At 40.7% G+C, this 16,909-nt stretch carries 14 protein-coding genes and 2 pseudogenes; all 16 read right to left on the bottom strand.

The window, feature by feature from the left end; genetic code table 11:
* Nucleotides 1–19: 19 nt before the first annotated feature.
* Nucleotides 20–670, bottom strand: a complete 651-nt coding sequence (locus ACWPVL_RS04605; protein WP_454387214.1) for a DUF624 domain-containing protein — start codon at nucleotides 668–670, stop codon at nucleotides 20–22.
* A 55-nt stretch (nucleotides 671–725) separates the two neighbouring features.
* Entirely contained in the window at nucleotides 726–1,178 is a 453-nt protein-coding gene (locus tag ACWPVL_RS04600; protein WP_148878371.1) for a YhcH/YjgK/YiaL family protein, read from the bottom strand.
* A 25-nt stretch (nucleotides 1,179–1,203) separates the two neighbouring features.
* Nucleotides 1,204–2,034, bottom strand: coding sequence for a carbohydrate ABC transporter permease (locus ACWPVL_RS04595; protein ID WP_045498288.1), 831 nt, complete (start codon nucleotides 2,032–2,034; stop codon nucleotides 1,204–1,206).
* A gap of 16 nt (nucleotides 2,035–2,050) precedes the next feature.
* Nucleotides 2,051–2,938, bottom strand: coding sequence for a carbohydrate ABC transporter permease (locus ACWPVL_RS04590; RefSeq protein ID WP_045498290.1), 888 nt, complete (start codon nucleotides 2,936–2,938; stop codon nucleotides 2,051–2,053).
* A 95-nt stretch (nucleotides 2,939–3,033) separates the two neighbouring features.
* A complete protein-coding gene (locus ACWPVL_RS04585; RefSeq protein WP_125388371.1) occupies nucleotides 3,034–4,353 on the bottom strand; it encodes an ABC transporter substrate-binding protein in 1,320 nt (439 codons plus the stop codon).
* A gap of 241 nt (nucleotides 4,354–4,594) precedes the next feature.
* A complete protein-coding gene (locus tag ACWPVL_RS04580; RefSeq protein WP_454387210.1) occupies nucleotides 4,595–5,731 on the bottom strand; it encodes an ABC transporter ATP-binding protein in 1,137 nt (378 codons plus the stop codon).
* A gap of 14 nt (nucleotides 5,732–5,745) precedes the next feature.
* Entirely contained in the window at nucleotides 5,746–6,444 is a 699-nt protein-coding gene (locus ACWPVL_RS04575; RefSeq protein WP_045498297.1) for an N-acetylmannosamine-6-phosphate 2-epimerase, read from the bottom strand.
* Between the two features lie 258 nt (nucleotides 6,445–6,702).
* Nucleotides 6,703–7,701: an acetylxylan esterase gene (locus ACWPVL_RS04570; RefSeq protein ID WP_454387208.1), complete on the bottom strand. Its 999-nt coding sequence runs from the start codon at nucleotides 7,699–7,701 to the stop codon at nucleotides 6,703–6,705.
* A 227-nt stretch (nucleotides 7,702–7,928) separates the two neighbouring features.
* Nucleotides 7,929–9,308 (bottom strand): annotated as a pseudogene (locus tag ACWPVL_RS04565) (ABC transporter ATP-binding protein); the annotation flags it as partial.
* Between the two features lie 23 nt (nucleotides 9,309–9,331).
* Complete coding sequence (locus ACWPVL_RS04560; RefSeq protein WP_015604206.1) at nucleotides 9,332–9,541, bottom strand: hypothetical protein; 210 nt, start codon at nucleotides 9,539–9,541, stop codon at nucleotides 9,332–9,334.
* Nucleotides 9,542–9,591: 50 nt separating this feature from the next.
* Nucleotides 9,592–9,867, bottom strand: a pseudogene (locus ACWPVL_RS04555) (SDR family NAD(P)-dependent oxidoreductase); the annotation flags it as partial.
* A gap of 184 nt (nucleotides 9,868–10,051) precedes the next feature.
* Nucleotides 10,052–10,966, bottom strand: a complete 915-nt coding sequence (locus tag ACWPVL_RS04550; RefSeq protein WP_454387205.1) for a helix-turn-helix domain-containing protein — start codon at nucleotides 10,964–10,966, stop codon at nucleotides 10,052–10,054.
* A 287-nt stretch (nucleotides 10,967–11,253) separates the two neighbouring features.
* The gene (gene adhE, locus ACWPVL_RS04545; protein ID WP_454387203.1) at nucleotides 11,254–13,908 is read right to left on the bottom strand and encodes a bifunctional acetaldehyde-CoA/alcohol dehydrogenase; all 2,655 of its coding nucleotides are present in this window, start codon (nucleotides 13,906–13,908) and stop codon (nucleotides 11,254–11,256) included.
* Nucleotides 13,909–14,185: 277 nt separating this feature from the next.
* On the bottom strand, nucleotides 14,186–16,000 hold the full coding sequence (locus ACWPVL_RS04540; protein ID WP_454387201.1) for an acyltransferase family protein: 1,815 nt from the start codon (nucleotides 15,998–16,000) through the stop codon (nucleotides 14,186–14,188).
* Nucleotides 15,990–16,403 (bottom strand): hypothetical protein, encoded by a 414-nt coding sequence (locus tag ACWPVL_RS04535; protein WP_454387199.1) that lies wholly within the window; start codon nucleotides 16,401–16,403, stop codon nucleotides 15,990–15,992. Before ACWPVL_RS04535 ends, ACWPVL_RS04540 begins: the two co-directional genes overlap by 11 nt.
* Before the next feature lie 3 nt (nucleotides 16,404–16,406).
* The gene (locus ACWPVL_RS04530) at nucleotides 16,407–16,829 is read right to left on the bottom strand and encodes a low molecular weight protein-tyrosine-phosphatase (protein ID WP_454387198.1); all 423 of its coding nucleotides are present in this window, start codon (nucleotides 16,827–16,829) and stop codon (nucleotides 16,407–16,409) included.
* Between the last annotated feature and the right edge of the window lie 80 nt (nucleotides 16,830–16,909).

The raw sequence follows: 16,909 nt of genomic DNA, 5'->3' as shown, positions 1-16,909 counted from the left end.
CAAATGTACAAATTGTAGATTATAGACTGCTATATTTAGCGAAGATTTTTTCCAAAATAGGAAGCTGCAAAAAAGCCAGACCTGCAAAGCCGATAAAGGCAAAGAGGGAAAATCCTAACAGCAACACAAAGCCTGAACTATAGATAATGACAAGGATCGCGGCTATAACCGCCATCATAACAAAGAACCAAGGAAAATTCAGACTTACAATCACTAGGCTGGTCTGTAAAAGGTCTCTAAAAGACATGAGAAACTTACCAGCCAAGGGATAAACGCAAAGAGAAAGCAGGATTGTAAAAATAATAATTCCAAAACAAACCGCCTTTAAAACTTGGAAAGGCAGGGCTTCCTGCGTCCGAAAAAGCAGGAGGTCAAAGAGACTGATACCGACTAAAGCCAATTCCAGCAAGCCCAGTTTGAGTCCTTGCCTCCAATTTTCTCGAAAGATTCGAGTGTAAGTTCTGATTACTTTTACTCGACGGTTTCCCTTGATTTCAAAAAGTGTTTGATAGAGGCTGATCTTGGCAACCCCAATGGTCACCAAGGGCAGGCAAGACAAGAGAAAGAGAAGATTGACCGTCATTAAATCCAGGATTTTCTCACAGATTTGCATGAAGAAATTATCCGTATCAAATATAGCTCTGATAAGTCCTGTTCCCTTATCTGACATAAGTCTCTCCTTTCTCTGCTAGCCTGGCACACTCAAAAATCTCGCTCACCTAGGGCTAGTCTATTAAAACTTTAAAAAGATACTTTCTGACATTTTCTTCCAGACCCGCATAGCCATTCGGCTGATGAGCTTCTCCTGGAAAGAAAATTGCAAAATTATGGTAACCCAACAAGAGAGGATAACGATTTTGACAATGAACAAAGCCGATATCCGCCTCTTCATCAAAAGCCACTGCCTCATCGACTATCTGGCTACCATAGGCAGAATACTCATGCCCTGCTACTAGCAGATGAAAATCTGCATATTTTTTATGATATTCAAATTGATCATTGGCCTCTTGATTGAGCGCATTATCCTGAACCAAGAGAAAGACCTTATCTCCATCCACTTCATAGCGTCCCAAGTCAAAGCTGTCTTTGCGGTGCTCATAGAGATAATCAATCGCTTTATCCAGATTTGGATGAAGGCCCTTGTAACGAGTCACATTTTTTAAATCATCAAAAATCATAGTTTTATTTCCTCTATTGAGTGCCTTATCCTTTGACAGCTCCCATAGTAATTCCTTGGGTAAAGGATTTTTGGAAGATGAGGAAGACTGCTACGATTGGCACCGCCGCCAAAGCAGCACCGGCCATAATCAGACCGTAGTTGGTTGCCATCTCAGCCTGCATAGTCGCAACGCCTAACGAAATCGTCAGATTGTTCCGCGAGGTCAACATTACGAGCTGCATGAAGTAGTCATTCCAAGTATTGATAAAGGTGAAGATAGCCAGTGCAGCAAAGCCGGGTTTGACGATAGGAAAGGCTACACTCCAGAAAGTCCGGATTTCACCACAACCGTCGATCTTAGCTGATTCCAGAAGCTCTGTCGGGATATTTTCACTAAACTGCTTCATGAGGAAGACCCCGAACGGCCAGCCAACTAAAGGCAAAATAACCGCCCAAAGGGTATCGTGGATTCCCATGAAATTGACAATCCGCACTAGAGGAACTAGGACAACCTGCTTAGGCAAGGCCATAGCTGCGATAAAGATGGCAAAGAGAATCCGTTGCCCGTAAAAACGTTTCTTAGCCAAAACGTAACCAGCTAGGGATGACGTCGCACAAACCAAGAACATGGTCGCAAGAGAAATGAAGACACTGTTCCACATCCATTGTAAAGCCGGGTTTTGAACGGCTAATTGCTGGAAGTTCTCTGTTGTCGGGTTTTGTGGCCACCATTGAGGCGGAATCATAATGGTATCCGGCTGAGATTTAAAAGCTCCAGTCAGAATCCAGTAGAATGGAAAGACAAAGAGCACGGTCAAAAGTGCTAAAATAACAGATGAAAACACTTTAAATGAATTAAATTTTTTTGGTTTCATATTCCTGCTCCTTTCTTTAATATTCCACATCGTTACCGAGAATCTTGAACTGGGCGAAACTGATAATCGCAATCATAATCGCCAGAAAGACTCCCATGGTGTTTGCATAGCCATATTCAGATAGCTTGAAGGCTTTTTCATATAGATAGTACATAAGCGTACTGGTTGAATAGTTTGGTCCGCCTGATGTCAACAGCTGAATCAAGGCGAAACACTGGAATGAGTTAATAGTTGTGATGATAGCGATATAAAGTGTCGTTGGCAAAAGGCTCGGCCATTTGATTTTCCAAAAAACTTGCATCTCTGTCGCCCCATCCACACGCGCGGCCTCAACTAGAGAATTATCGATATTTCCCATAGCTGCAATGTAGAGAATAATCGGCTGACCGACAGATGTTGTCAGCAAAATAACAATAATAGCGGCTAATGCCCACTGTTTGTCTCCCAACCAAGAAATGTTTTGGTTGATGATATGGCCAGATTTCAAAACAAAGTTCAAAATACCAGATAGCGGATCGTAGATCCACTTCCACACGACTGTCACGGCAACACTACCTGTAACAACCGGTAGGAAGAAGACAAAACGGTAGAAAGAGCGAGAAACAGCATTCATCTCATAGGTTTGTGAAGCTACAAACAAAGAGAAGAGCACAACTACTGGCACAGAGCCGATTACAATAATAACTGTATTAATGAGTGACTTGACAAAAACTGGATCATTGAACATCCGAATGTAGTTATCAAACCCAACGAATGTAAATGAGGTCATTGTATAATTAAAGAAACTAGTGATAAATCCCATTATCATAGGCGCCAAAACAAATACTGTAAAGAATATAAGAATTGGAGCTAAAAACGCATATGATATTAGGGTTTCTTTCATTCTGATTTTATTGACTTTCACAATGAGGTACCCCTCTTTCAAGATTTTCTAACAAAATACCCCTTTTTCCATTTTTAGAGACTGACAACAGAAAAAGGGGCGGATTTTAAACTTGCTTATTTTTTAGTAATCGTTTCGTTTGCTTTTTCAGTAAATGTCTTCAAAGCAGGTTCAACTTTTTCATCTCCATTAGATACAGATTGCAACATTGGGAACCAGAGTGTTCTCATTTCTGCAAATCCATCAATGGTGTTGTAGTATGGTGAGTAGTATTTAGTCCAGCCACTGATTGTTTCCATACGCTTGTCATCATAGAGTTTACCAAATGATGTACGAACTGGGAAAGCACCTGTACGAACAACGTTCTTAGGTCCCCATTCTTTGTCATCAGCGATGAATTTCACAAATTTCTTGGCTGCTTCTACTTTCTTGTCGTCTTTGTTGTTAAAGACTGCAAAACCATTTACAAGGTATTCAAGGGCAGGTTTACCTGAGTCTGATGGGAATGGTACTTCAACCACTTCTACTTTACTTGCTTCCAACAATTTAGCTTGGATACCATTTTGTGCTGGTGCCCAAAGTACAGTGTAAGAAGTTTGACCGTTAGCGAAGTTTTGGATGTCTGCTCCACCATCGTATTGAGAACCGTTCATCATAAGGCCATTGTTGATCCAGCTCACTGCTTTTTCAAGACCTTTGACAAATTTCGGATCATCAGTTGTATATTTAGTTACTTTTTCGTCTGTAACAGATCCACCATAGAGGTTAGCGATGAAGGCACGAGTTCCTTGGTCACCACCTTGACCATTACTGAAGAGAGATCCAGGTGTATAACCTTTGTCTTTAAGCGCTTTCAAAACTTTTTCAAAGTCATCTGTTGTCCAGCCTTCTTTAACTAGGTTGAGGACACCAGCATCTTCCAACATTTTCTTATTCATTGCCATGTAGAATGGAGCAGAGCTGATTGGATACATATAAGCTTTGTCTCCAGCCTTGCTGGCTTGGATAATGTTATCGTTGTTAACATCTTTGACGAAATCATCTGTGAAGAGGTCGTTCAAGTCTGCCAACTTACCGTTTTTACCGTATTGAATAATCCGGCCTGGTGCATCGAAGAGCACGTCTGGCGCTGTTCCAGCTTCGATAGCTGTCGTAATTTTTTCTGGACCTGACTTGAAGTCGATTGTTTCCAAGTTGACATGAATGTCTGGATTTGCTTTTTCAAATGCTTCAATGATGGATTTTTCATAAGTTCCCACACCGTCATTGGCATTTTCTTGAGTGAAGACAGGGAATGCCCACCAAGTAATCTCTGTCTTACCAGATTTATCACCAGAGCTAGCTGCTTTATTTGAGCTACCACCACCGCTACAAGCTGCTAACGTAAGAACTGCGGCTCCCGCTACCAATGAACAAAGCAATTTCTTCATTTTCATTTGTTTTTCTCCTTTAAAATTAAGATTCCAAGCTGACCTAAACAGCTTTTACCTGCCTATTGGAGAGTGGGACGGACCTCTTTCATTAGGCGCCCCAGCCTCGTTTTTCCTGTGTTATTTCTCTGGACAAGAATCCACCTATATTTGATTAAAATCCTAAACTTTTAAAAGTACAATCACTCCTTCTCTGTGACCTTTCTTTTATCCTAAAATAAAGTCAGTCAGTTCATTTTAGGTTGTTTTACAAAGTAATTCGTTTTTGAGTCTCACTATCAAACAGATGACTCTTAGGTAGTTTGAAGGTGAAGCGAAGCTTCGAACCTGGCTCCAGATAATTGGAAGCATCTACCTTGGCTGAAAACTCTTGGCTGCCCACCTTACAGTAGAGCACTGAGTCACTACCCAGCAACTCTGACACGACAACTTCCGCATCGACCACATCGCCAGGGAAAGTATCCTCTACAATCAAGTCGGCTGAGATATCCTCTGGTCGGATACCCAAAATAACTTTCTTACCTTGGTAGCCTTTTTCTGTCAAAAGCTTCTCTTGACCACCTGTCAGGGTAAGATTGAGTTGATCACCATCAGTCAGTTGATGACCAGATACCATTACTTCAAAGAAGTTCATAGCTGGACTGCCGATAAAGCCTGCAACAAACTTATTCGCTGGTTCATTGTAAAGCTCTTGTGGAGTTCCGACTTGCTCGATACGACCGATAGTTCCCGTGCCCGCTTCATTTTTCGTCGCTGACATGATAACAATGCGGTCGGCCAAGGTCATTGCCTCGGTTTGGTCGTGGGTAACGTAGATGATTGTTGCTCCGATACGGCGGTGGATTTTGGCAATCTCAGCACGCATGGACACCCGCAGTTTCGCATCCAAGTTTGACAAAGGTTCATCCATCAGGAAAACCTTGGCATCTCGGACGATGGCCCGTCCCATAGCTACCCGTTGACGTTGACCACCAGACAAGTCCGCTGGTTTGCGGTCTAGAAACTCTTTCAAACCAAGGATTTCAGCTGCTTCTTGCACCCGTTTGTCGATATCTTCCTTACTGTACTTGCGCAGTTTCAATCCAAACGCCATGTTGTCATAGACTGTCATGTGTGGATAGAGGGCATAGTTCTGGAAAACCATGGCAATATCACGATCCTTGGGAGCAATATCATTGACTAGTGTCTCATCGATATAGAGCTCGCCCTCAGTGATGTCCTCCAGTCCCGCAATCATACGAAGCGTTGTGGATTTCCCACATCCAGAAGGGCCAACAAAGACGATAAATTCTTTGTCTTTGATTTGCAAGTCGAAATTTTCTACAGAGTAGAAATCACTATTAGGATATTTTTTGTAGAGCTTATTTAACTTTAAGGTCGTCATTGCTTTACCTCACTTCATTTTACTGCTGCAACGAAACGCTCGGTGATTTCCTTTGGTCGAGTAATGGCTCCGCCTACTACAATACCGCGGACACCCAAATCATGGATTTGCTTGGCTTGATCTGGATAGTGGATCTTGCCCTCAGCAATCACATCTACCCCCGCATCACAGAGCTTCTTGACCAGTTCAAAGTCTGGTCCGTCTACCTTAGGACTGTAGGATGTGTAGCCTGATAAGGTCGTACCGACAAAGTCAACACCAGCTGCTACAGCTGCCACGCCTTCCTCAAAGGTACTAATGTCGGCCATCAGCAGTTGCTGCGGATATTTCTCCTTGACTTGGCGGATAAAGTCCTCAACCTTCAAACCATCATAGCGTTCCCGCTGGGTGCAGTCCAGAGCGATGACCTCGATATCAAGGGCAGCCAGCTCATCCACTTCCCGCATGGTCGCAGTGATAAAAGGCTCCTGTGGTGGATAGTCCCGTTTGATAATCCCGATAATCGGGAGCTTGGTTACTTCCTTAATCTCCTTGATGTCTCGCACGCTGTTGGCTCGAATACCAACTGCCCCGCCCTCTTCAGCCGCCTTGACCAAGAGAGGAATGACACCGCCAGCCTCCGTATAGAGGGGCTCATGAGGCAGAGCTTGACAGGAAACGATAATGCCATCTTTGATTTTTGCAATTAATTGATCTTTGCTAATCTGTGACATAAATAATCTCTCCTTTTTCTATGTTTTCTCCGTTCTTTTTATAATGTCATTATATACAAAAAATAAAGCGCTTTCAATAAGTTTTGAGATTTAGATTTTAGTTTCTAAAAACCGACTTCCTTTCTTAAAAGCTGAAACTACTTTCAGGATTAGAAGTGTTTCTACAAAAAAGTTACTATAGATTTTTGAATATTTATCATAAAAAGCCTGAGATTATTCTAATCTCAGGCTTAGTTTCTTTCTTAGTACTGTCTATTTTTACCAGTCTTTAAAAGCTCCCAGCAAAGAAGGATGGTCAATCTTTGAGCCACAAAGCCAGTTGAAGACCCTATCATTGACATAGACATTCATAGCTTCATGCTCGTACTCTGGCATGAGATGGTGCTCCTTAGTGCATTCCAACCGATTGTAAATCGCAAACTGGGTAATCGGATAACAAACATCGTCAGCAAGCCCTGTTATCATCCGCACGCTCCCTTGAATGCGGTGAGCCATATTTTTCACATCGATATAGGACAAGGTCTGGATAATCTCATCCTCCGTTTCGTGGAAAGGATCGTGGAACTTAAAATAACGAAAGAGCTCATCATAGGCCTCGCTGGTATTGCCAATCTCCAATACCCTCCGAAAGTCTGACAAGAAAGGATAGATAGCCACTGTCTGCTTAATGCGCGGATTGAGAGCCGCTGCCACCAAAGCCAAGGCTCCGCCCTGAGAAGCACCATAACTGGATAGATGCTCCTCGTCCACAAGGTCCAAACTCGCCACAATCTCAACCAAGCTGTAAATATCTAGATAGACATCCTTATAAAAGAGACGCTCTGGTCCATCCACTGCCCCACGGATAATCTGACCCTTGACCGTATTGCCCCTTACAGGCGCCCCTCCATCCAAGGAATAGCCTGACTGGCCGCGTACATCCATAGATACAACACCATAGCCAGCAACCGTATAAGCTAGCATATCGGACCAATCCCAGCCACGCCCCATATAACCGTGGAAATGAAAGATAATCGGAACTTTTTTACTCGATTTGGGAAGGACTATACGAGCATAGGTTCGCCCTTGATTCGTCCCCTCAAAAACTAGCTCATGGCAGGTCACCCCAGCGATTTGAAAGTCTTTTTCAATCAGCTGATAGTCCGGCAAGCCACTCAAACTGCTAATCTGACGATCCCAAAAAGTATCAAAATCCGCTGGAACTTCATCTCTGCCTCTGTAATCCTTGGCTTCTGCTAATAAATCTGGATTGCGCATCTCATCCTCCAACACTATTATTTTTGTAAACTCTTACAAAGATAATAGCACAGCACCTTTCCTTTTTCAATCCTTTGCAATATTAAGAATTTAATTTCTGTTTTTGCTGTGATTCTTTTTCTTTTTGAAACTAGTTTCAAAAATAGGTCGGAGAAGTTCCCTGACCTCTTTTTTGAGATTACATTATTAAAAACAAAGAAAGCGAGGTGAACAAAGAATCACACCTTTCAACCTGCTCTTTGTACATTTGATAAAAATTCTTGATAGAGTTGATTTCTAAGTAGCAACTGATGATGAGTTCCTTGATCCACAATCTGTCCAGTTTTATCCAAAACAAGAATCGAATCTGCTTTCTTGACTGTATGCAAACGATGTGCAATCGTCATGCGTGTTTTACCTGCTGTCAACTTATCAATTGCTTTACTGATTCTTTGTTCTGTCACACTGTCTAAACTGGCTGTTACTTCATCTAATAGATATATTGGATGCTCCAGCAATAAAGCCCTCGCAATATTAAAACGTTGCTTTTGCCCCTCGGACAACCCAGTACCACTATCAGAAATTTCCGTATCTAAACCTTTGTCTAAATCCCTTATCAAAGATACCAAACCCAATTCTTCTAAGACTTCATTCATCCGTTCTTCTGAGACGATTTTATTTTTCCCATAGAGAAGATTTTCCCTGATCGTTCCATGAAACAAGGTATTATCTTGAGGAATATAGGCAATCATCTTTCTCAATTGTTCCTCAGATAAGCCTGCTAAACTCTGATTGCCAATGAAGATATCTCCCTTATAATCTTGATAGAATTTCATCAATAGAGCAAAAATAGTCGATTTCCCTGCACCGCTTGGTCCAACAATGGCCGTATGCTGTCCCGCTTGAATATTGACGGATAAATCGTTTAAGACATTTTCCTGATCATAGGAAAAATTAACATTCTTCATGATGATACTCGATCTAGAAAGCTATAACCCTGTCTCTCCTCCTGCTTCTTTATCTAACTCTACCATCTCCATTAAACGATTTGAAACACTATGAAACTCTGTCCAATCCGTCATAGATTCAGAAATATCTGTGATAGGGTCAATCAACTGTGTAAGATAAAGAACAAAAGTCATCAAGCTACTCATGGTCATATTGCCTTTTGAGACTTCCAAACCAGCCACCACCAAGAGTAAAATGATAAAGGTCATGGTCAATCCATTTGACAAAGTTTGTTGAATGGAGGATAGACCAATAATCTTTTTGAAGTTGTGGCTTAATTGATTAAAAGAGTGAGCCATGGATTCTTCCTCACTCTTTTCACCATTGAAGGATTTCATCAAACGGATATGAGTGAAACGATGACTAATACGACTAGAAATGTCTCCCAGTCCTTCTTGATAGCTTGTATAGTGACTTTCTAGCCGATGATTTATCGGAATAATGACAAATAATAAAAACGGAAATAGTAAGAAAGATAGTAATGTCAAGGGCAGACTGATATTTACTAGAAAATAGAGAGAACCCATAATCACAATCCCATTTAAAATAAGATTTGGCAATACCGATGTGATAAAGTTCAAAATGACAGACATCTCATTCATATGTTTGTCTGTCATTTCCATAAAATTACTCCTTTAAATTTCTATTTTGACCTATTTTCCCAATGTACATTTTGATCTAATTGTCTAAGCCATATCATATTTGTAAATGATAAAATCATAATAGCCACGATAAGAATTAACGAAATCAATAATCTTCTTTCCACCAAAGCAATTGCTAAACCGCCTAACAAAATGATAGTTAGAAAAACACCTTGTAGCTTGTTACTGATACTATTTTTAAAACCTCTCATTAATTCACTCCTTTATTTACTATTTTTTCCATGAATCAACTTAATATTCAAATAGCAGTTTGATTACTGAAATAATCATAAGCTGCCTTTAGAGAAAAAAGTGCTGCTTTGACATTTACATCAAAAGTTCTATCCCAATCACTCGTCGTTACTCCAAAAACATCATTCATATGGTTAATACCAGAAGCAAAAATAATCTGTGAAAATTTCATATCTAAATTAAATAGAAATCTTTCTATTTGTTCATAAGATGTATCGTTGCAAAAATCTACTGATAGATAATATTCTAAGTAACTAGATTCCTTCGGAAAGTCAATACCAATAATTCCCTTCCTGATGTCTTATTTACAAGAATAATTATATCAGCGCAACAAAAATCACCAATGACAGAAATGTCACTATTTTTTAATAAATAGATAGTAAAATCCGAACAAAATAAAAAAATGACAAGAATATCAAATCTTGCCAAAAATTTTAGTATATCAGGACATTTCTGCCACTATTCACAAATTATTGAATATATTTTTTTATATCTTCTTTCCATTCTCCATCAAGACTCGTTATCAATTCCTCATTTCCAAATATTTGAGCAACCATTTTCGCCTCTTGATACTTACGATTTGCCTCATTAAAATCACACTGAATATAATATTTCCACTCAACCATTAAAATTAATGGTTTCTTTTGGAAATCTCGGGTTCTATTCATAATATAATTTAACTTATCTACTGCCATCTTGAAATAGGAGAACTCTCCAACAAGCTCCAAACAGCACAGTGCTGCAAACAGAGCATCCCGCAATAAATATAAATCTTCTAATTCAGTTTCTTCTATTTGATGACATAGCTTTTTAAATAGAAGAACAATTTCTTCTTGCGTAGTTTCTTTTATAAATCCTGAATTCAATCCATCCATTAATGCACAGAGAAAATAAAGTCTTGATTTCAATAATGTACTAGTATGAAACGGTTCTACGTCGACTAGACTGTCAAAACTATTCTCCAACACACCTTGACCATATAATGAATTTTGGCCTGCCCGCACCTGGTCAATCGCCTGCAAGCAATCGATCATTATCTGCTCATCTCTTGGAAGATTGTCATAAAAGTCCTCAAAGATTTCATCAAAATACGCATCTTTTTGTTCTTGCAATTCCTTATCCCCATAGTCAGGGTGATGAAGCAGAAAATACTTGATTTCCTTATAACGCTCTGGCAACTCTTGATAGTCAGGCATGAGGATATAGGCTGGAATCTCCAATTTTTCTGCAATATGCTCCAGAGTTTTCAGAGTGGGATGAAACTCTCCTTTTTCGATACGTGCCAACTGGCGGACAGACAAACCAGACTCATCATCACAAAAGGCCGGACGGCTCAAACCTTTCTTTTTGCGTAACTCCTCTATTCTTTTACCAACATCATTCATCAACCAAAACCCTCATTATTATTTGAAAAAAATAATCTAATTATCAAAGTTTTCTGTTTTTATTATATCAGAATTCCTCCAATCACGCCAAAAAAGAGTCTGGGACAAAAGTCCTAGCCTCTCAATTGTCTTTGGATTGTCGAGCAAGACGCAGTGGTTGAATGGGCTCTACTACGCTGATTTCATCAGCTTTTACAGCCCTACTCAACTGTGCGGAGGTGGGACGACGAAATCGAATTCTAACGAATTACCGATTTCTGTCCCACTCCCTGTGGTTGATAACTATATTATTTACGACGTCCTGGACGTTCTCCGTAGCCATAGTAAGCATCTGCCATGATTTCTTCCATGTCAGCTACCATTGGCAAGCGTGGGTTTGCAGGTGAACATTGGTCTTCATAAGCAAGCAAAGCAATTTCATGCAAGCTATCTTTCCAAGCTTTTTCATCGATTCCTTGGTCTTTGAAGTTCATCTTGATACCTACTGCAACACCAAGTTCGTAAACAGCTTTAGCGTATGCTTCAACTGCTTCTTCTGGAGTTGAGTGAGGCAAACCAAGCATTTTCGCGATGTCTTGGAATTTCTCATCAGCTTTCCAGTAGTTGTACTTAGGCCATGTAGTGGTTTTAGATGGACGAGTACCATTGTAACGGATGACGTATGGAAGCAAGATTGCGTTTGTACGTCCGTGAACAGTGTGGTGAACACCACCGATCTTGTGGGCCATTGAGTGGCTCATACCAAGGAAGGCATTTGCAAAGGCCATACCTGCCATTGTAGACGCATTATGCATTTTTTCACGTGCTTCTGGGTCAGCTGTCTTAACAGATTTTTCCAACCATTCAAAGACAAGCTTGATGGTTTGAAGCGCAATACCGTCTGTGTAGTCGTTAGCAAAGTTTGAAGTATAGGCTTCAGTCGCGTGAGTCAAGACGTCCATACCTGTATCAGCAGCGATGAAGTCTGGAACGGATTCAACCAAAGCAGGGTCAACAATGGCAATAGTTGGTGTCAATGAGTAGTCAGCCAGTGGATATTTGCGGTTGTTTTTCTTATCAGAGATAACGGCAAATGGTGTTACTTCTGAGCCTGTACCTGAAGTCGTTGGGATACCGATGTACTTCGCTTTCTTACCAAGTGATGGGAAGCGGAAGGCACGTTTACGGATATCCATGAATTTTTGAACCAAGTCACGGAAGTCGATTTCTGGTTGCTCGTAGAAGAGCCACATTACTTTCGCCGCATCCATTGGAGAACCACCACCAAGAGCGATGATTGTATCTGGTTCAAATGCTTTCATCACTTCCGCACCACGTTCTACAGTTGTGATGTCTGGATCTGGTTCAACATCTGAGAAGACTTGGATCGTTACACGGTTGCTACGTGCGTTCAATTGATCGATAACACGTTGAACAAAGCCAAGTTTTTCGATAGATTTGTCAGTAACGATCATAACGCGTTCAATATCTTCACATGTTTGAAGGTATTGGATAGAGTTGCGCTCGAAGTAAATTTTTGAAGGAACTTTAAACCATTGCATATTATTTCTACGTTTCCCTACTTTCTTGATGTTTAGAAGGTTAATAGCGCTCACGTTATCACCAACTGAGTTGCGTCCGTATGAACCACATCCAAGTGTCAAGGATGGAATGAAGGCATTATATACGTCCCCGATACCACCGAAAGTAGATGGCGAGTTCCAGATGATCCGCATCGCTTTGATTTCAGTACCAAAGCGTTTAGCTAATTCTTCATCTTTTGTATGGATAGCTGCTGAGTGACCAAGTCCGTTAAATTCAACCATTTGACGAGCTTTTTTAAGACCGTCTTCTCTATCTTCAGCTTTCAAGACAGCAATAACTGGTGAAAGTTTTTCGCGAGTCAATGGCTCATTTGGACCTACTTCCGCACATTCTGCAGCCAAAATGTTTGTACCTTCTGGTACTTTAAAGCCTGCTTGTTTTGCAATCCATGTAGCTGGCTTACCTACAATATCTGCATTGAGCTTAGCACCCGCACAGTTTTTGCTGTTTGCTTTAGCGCCAAAGCAGAATTCTTCAAGAAGAGCTTTTTCTTTTTTGTTTACAAAATAAGTGTGGTATGACTTGAACTCTTCTACAAATTCGTCATAAACTTCCTTGTCAATGATTACCGCTTGCTCAGATGCGCAGACCATACCATTGTCAAATGATTTAGACATCACGATATCATGAGCTGCTTGGCGAAGGTCAGCAGATTTTTCAATGTAAGCTGGTACATTTCCGGCACCCACCCCAAGAGCTGGTTTTCCGCAAGAATAAGCAGCTTTAACCATGGCATTACCACCAGTTGCAAGGATGGTTGCAATACCATCGTGGTTCATCAAAGCTGCTGTTGCTTCCATAGATGGTTGAGTAATCCATTGCACACAGTTTTCAGGTGCGCCAGCTGCGATTGCTGCGTCACGAACGATTTGCGCTGCGTGAGCAGATGACTCTTGAGCAGATGGGTGGAAGGCAAAAACTATTGGGTTACGTGTCTTCAAGGCAATCAATGCTTTAAAAATTGCTGTTGATGTTGGGTTCGTCGTTGGAGTGATACCACAAATAACTCCGACAGGCTCAGCAATCTTTGTCAGTCCAGTAACAGGATCATCTTCGATAACACCAACAGTCTTCACACCACGCATGTTGTTGACAACGTGTTCACAAGCAAAGAGATTTTTCGTTGCCTTGTCTTCAAATACACCACGACCAGTTTCTTCAACCGCATGTTGAGCAAGGATCCCGTGTGCATCAAGAGCTGCAACTGAAGCTTTTGCTACGATGTAATCTACTTGCTCTTGATTCAGTTTTCTCATTTCTTCAAGAGCTAAGAGACCTTTTTGCACAAGCTCGTCAACATGTTTTTCAGCCGCTAGCACTTTATCTTCTTGTTCAACAGTTTTCTTCTTATCAGCCATTATAGTCCTCCAATGGTTTCTGCCAAAAGGTTAAATGAAGATTTTAACCTTTGTTAATTATTTCACAATATAATTATACTCTATTCCTACAAATTTGTAAACACTTTCAACAAAAGTTCACAAACTTTTTATGGATTATTTTTTAAACACTGATATTTCAGGCTTTTTTACTAAATTCTATATCTATTCTTAAAAATTTCACATACTTTTCCTTAAAAATATGTTAGCGCTTTCTTTTTTGTTATAAAATGAGCTCGGCTAAATAACCGAGCTAGTTTTATGGCTTAACACTGCCACTTGAAGCGGCAGCCAAGGCTTCTTTCAACATGTTAGAGTAGAGTTTACCTCCCTCTGCCATTGACTCTGAATCTGCCCCATAATGAACATAGTCTGTTCCAATCCAAATCTGCGGATTATTAATCGCTACCTGATACCAGTCTGCTACATATACAAAATCGTATTTCTTAGCAAGTTCAAGTTCGTATTGTCGCATCTTAACAGGAATACTACTTGGATCATTGGCTGTCCGGCCATCATATGGCGTGACTAAAATCAAGCGATGGCCTTTTGGCAAGAGCTCGATATACTGATCCAGCAATTCTTCATAATTGTCAACTGGATTGGTTCCCAATGCCAAGACGACGTTTTGAAGCAGTGTTTGGTTAGCAATATCGTTCTTGAAAAATTCCAGACCAGACACTAAATTACGGCTAACCACTGCATCGACTTGAGCGTCAGGTATAGCCTCTTGGATCCATTCAGCGGAGCGCAAAGTGACCGAATCACCAATAACAGTCGTTCCCTCTGCCACGTTATAATTTGTCGCAGTTTTTTGGTCAGCGTGCTTACGAGTTGTCTGCATTTTCGTATCGGCTTGATTCAAAGCATTGACAATCAGGCTTTCCTCAAAGGCACCCACAGACGGAGCTGTGATGGTGATAATAAGCAAGATAAATGTCAGCGGAATGAAACTGTAGAAAATCGGCTTGGTGATGGATGTTACATTCATCTCCTTGCCAAAAATCCGAGGCTTCCGTCCAGCTAAAGTCGGCTCTAAAATATAGAAGGAAAGAGCCGCGAAACCAAAACTCAAGATTGTAGTCAAAAGCACAGCCCAACCATTGCTAATCAACTGAGTAAAAATAATATAGAAAGGCCAATGGAAGAGGTAAACACCATAGCTAGTATCTGCAATAAAGTTGAGAGGACTAGGCTCCTTAATATTTGGCAATTTATCGTGCAAGATGCGGGTTGCTGCTATCATGACACAAGCCAGAAGTGTTGAAATCAAGAAACCAAATAAATAAGTCCACAGGCTGTCAAATTTCAAAATAAAGCTGAGCAAAAGAAGAAGAACAAAACTGCCAGCTAAAGCGATCAAGACTTGCTTGATTTCGACCTTTTCTTCCAGTTTCTTCATTTGAACGCCCACATTTCCGACTCCAGAAAAAGTCGCTAGCACTGTCCCGGCAAAGAAAGGAAAGACATGGGTCAAACTTGAGAAATAAATATTGGAGTAATTCTTGCTGAAAAAGGCTCCGATAAACATAGCCAAGAAACTGAACAGAAACAGAGCAATTGAAGTCAGAGAAATCAGCCCCCGATACTGAGCAACTGACTTGCTAATCTTGCTAATGCCCCAAGCAGCCAAGCCCCAGAGGATATAGTAATGCACTTCCAGTGCCAAACTCCAAGTGTGAATCAGCAAATGCGGTACAAACTGGCTTTCATAACTACCGCCCGACATCATTTCATAAAAATTGGTCACAAAACCAAGAGCAGCTGAAATCTGCGTCCCGATACCTGCTACAAAGTCCCGACGGATCAATAAAGTAAAGGGCATGATGACCAAAATCATAAAAACTAGCGGAGGAACGATACGATAAAAGCGCCGTTTCAGAAAGCCCATAATATCAATCGTCCGACTTCTTGTAAACTCATCAATCAATAATGAAGTAATCAAAAATCCTGAAAAAGTGAAAAAGATGTCCACTCCAATAAAACCTCCAGGAAAAACTCCCTGAAAGTAATGATAGAGTAACACCAAGACCAGTCCAGTAATCCGAACCAGTGAAAACCATCTAATGCGCATTTTGATAAATTCCTTGCTTGAACGTTCCTTCATAGACGACATTACTTTCTGTCGTCAGTTTTCCTTTACCATTGGCTTGACCATTGGCAAACTCACCTTCATATTTCCAACCAGCCTTGGAGGTAAAAGTCCCTTTGCCGTCAAAAGTACCATTTTTGAAATGCCCTTTATAGCTATCCCCATTTTTAAAAGTCAGGGTACCTTCGCCGTTCATCTTTCCGTGAACTAGACTGCCTTCATATTTTATCTTACCTTGATCCAGCGTTAGCACACCCTTACTAGGGATATTGGAGGTAAACACTAAAATTGCTGACAAAGCAATCACAGTCACAGCTAAAATTTCTAGATTCTGACGGGTCAGATAGATTTTATATTTATCGTAAAATTCTTTTATTTTATCCATTTTTCATCCATTTAAGCGTTCTAACCACTTATGGCAACCAGCCAAAATCAGGTCATAAGTCTCATCGAAATCACCTGTGTACCAAGGATCCGGCACACCGAGATCAGCAAACTGGTAGATTTTATCCTGAAAATCCGCTGGCGCCATTTTCTTCAAATCTCGAATATTGGCTTCATCCATGCCGATGATGCAATCAAATTCTGCAAAATCTTGCGCTGAAATCTGCTGAGAAGTCTTTCCTTTGTCATAAGAAATCGTATGCTTCTTAAAAATAGCCTGAGTCCCTTGATGTATAGGGTTGCCATGCTCCCAACTAGATGTTGCTCGACTCTCGATGTGTATATCATCGGTCAGACTTTTCATAACAAACTCTGCCATCGGACTACGGCAGATATTTCCTAAACAAACAAATACAATTTTCTTCATAGATCTATTATACCAGAATAAAAAGAAAACTGCGGAGCTTTCTCGATTATTCTGTGACAGCGGAAGCGGGCTCTGAAAAA

This window comes from Streptococcus sp. Marseille-Q8145 (assembly GCF_965112035.1).
The sequence above is the reverse complement of the archived record's forward strand: the minus strand, read 5'-3'. Positions and strand labels throughout refer to the sequence as shown.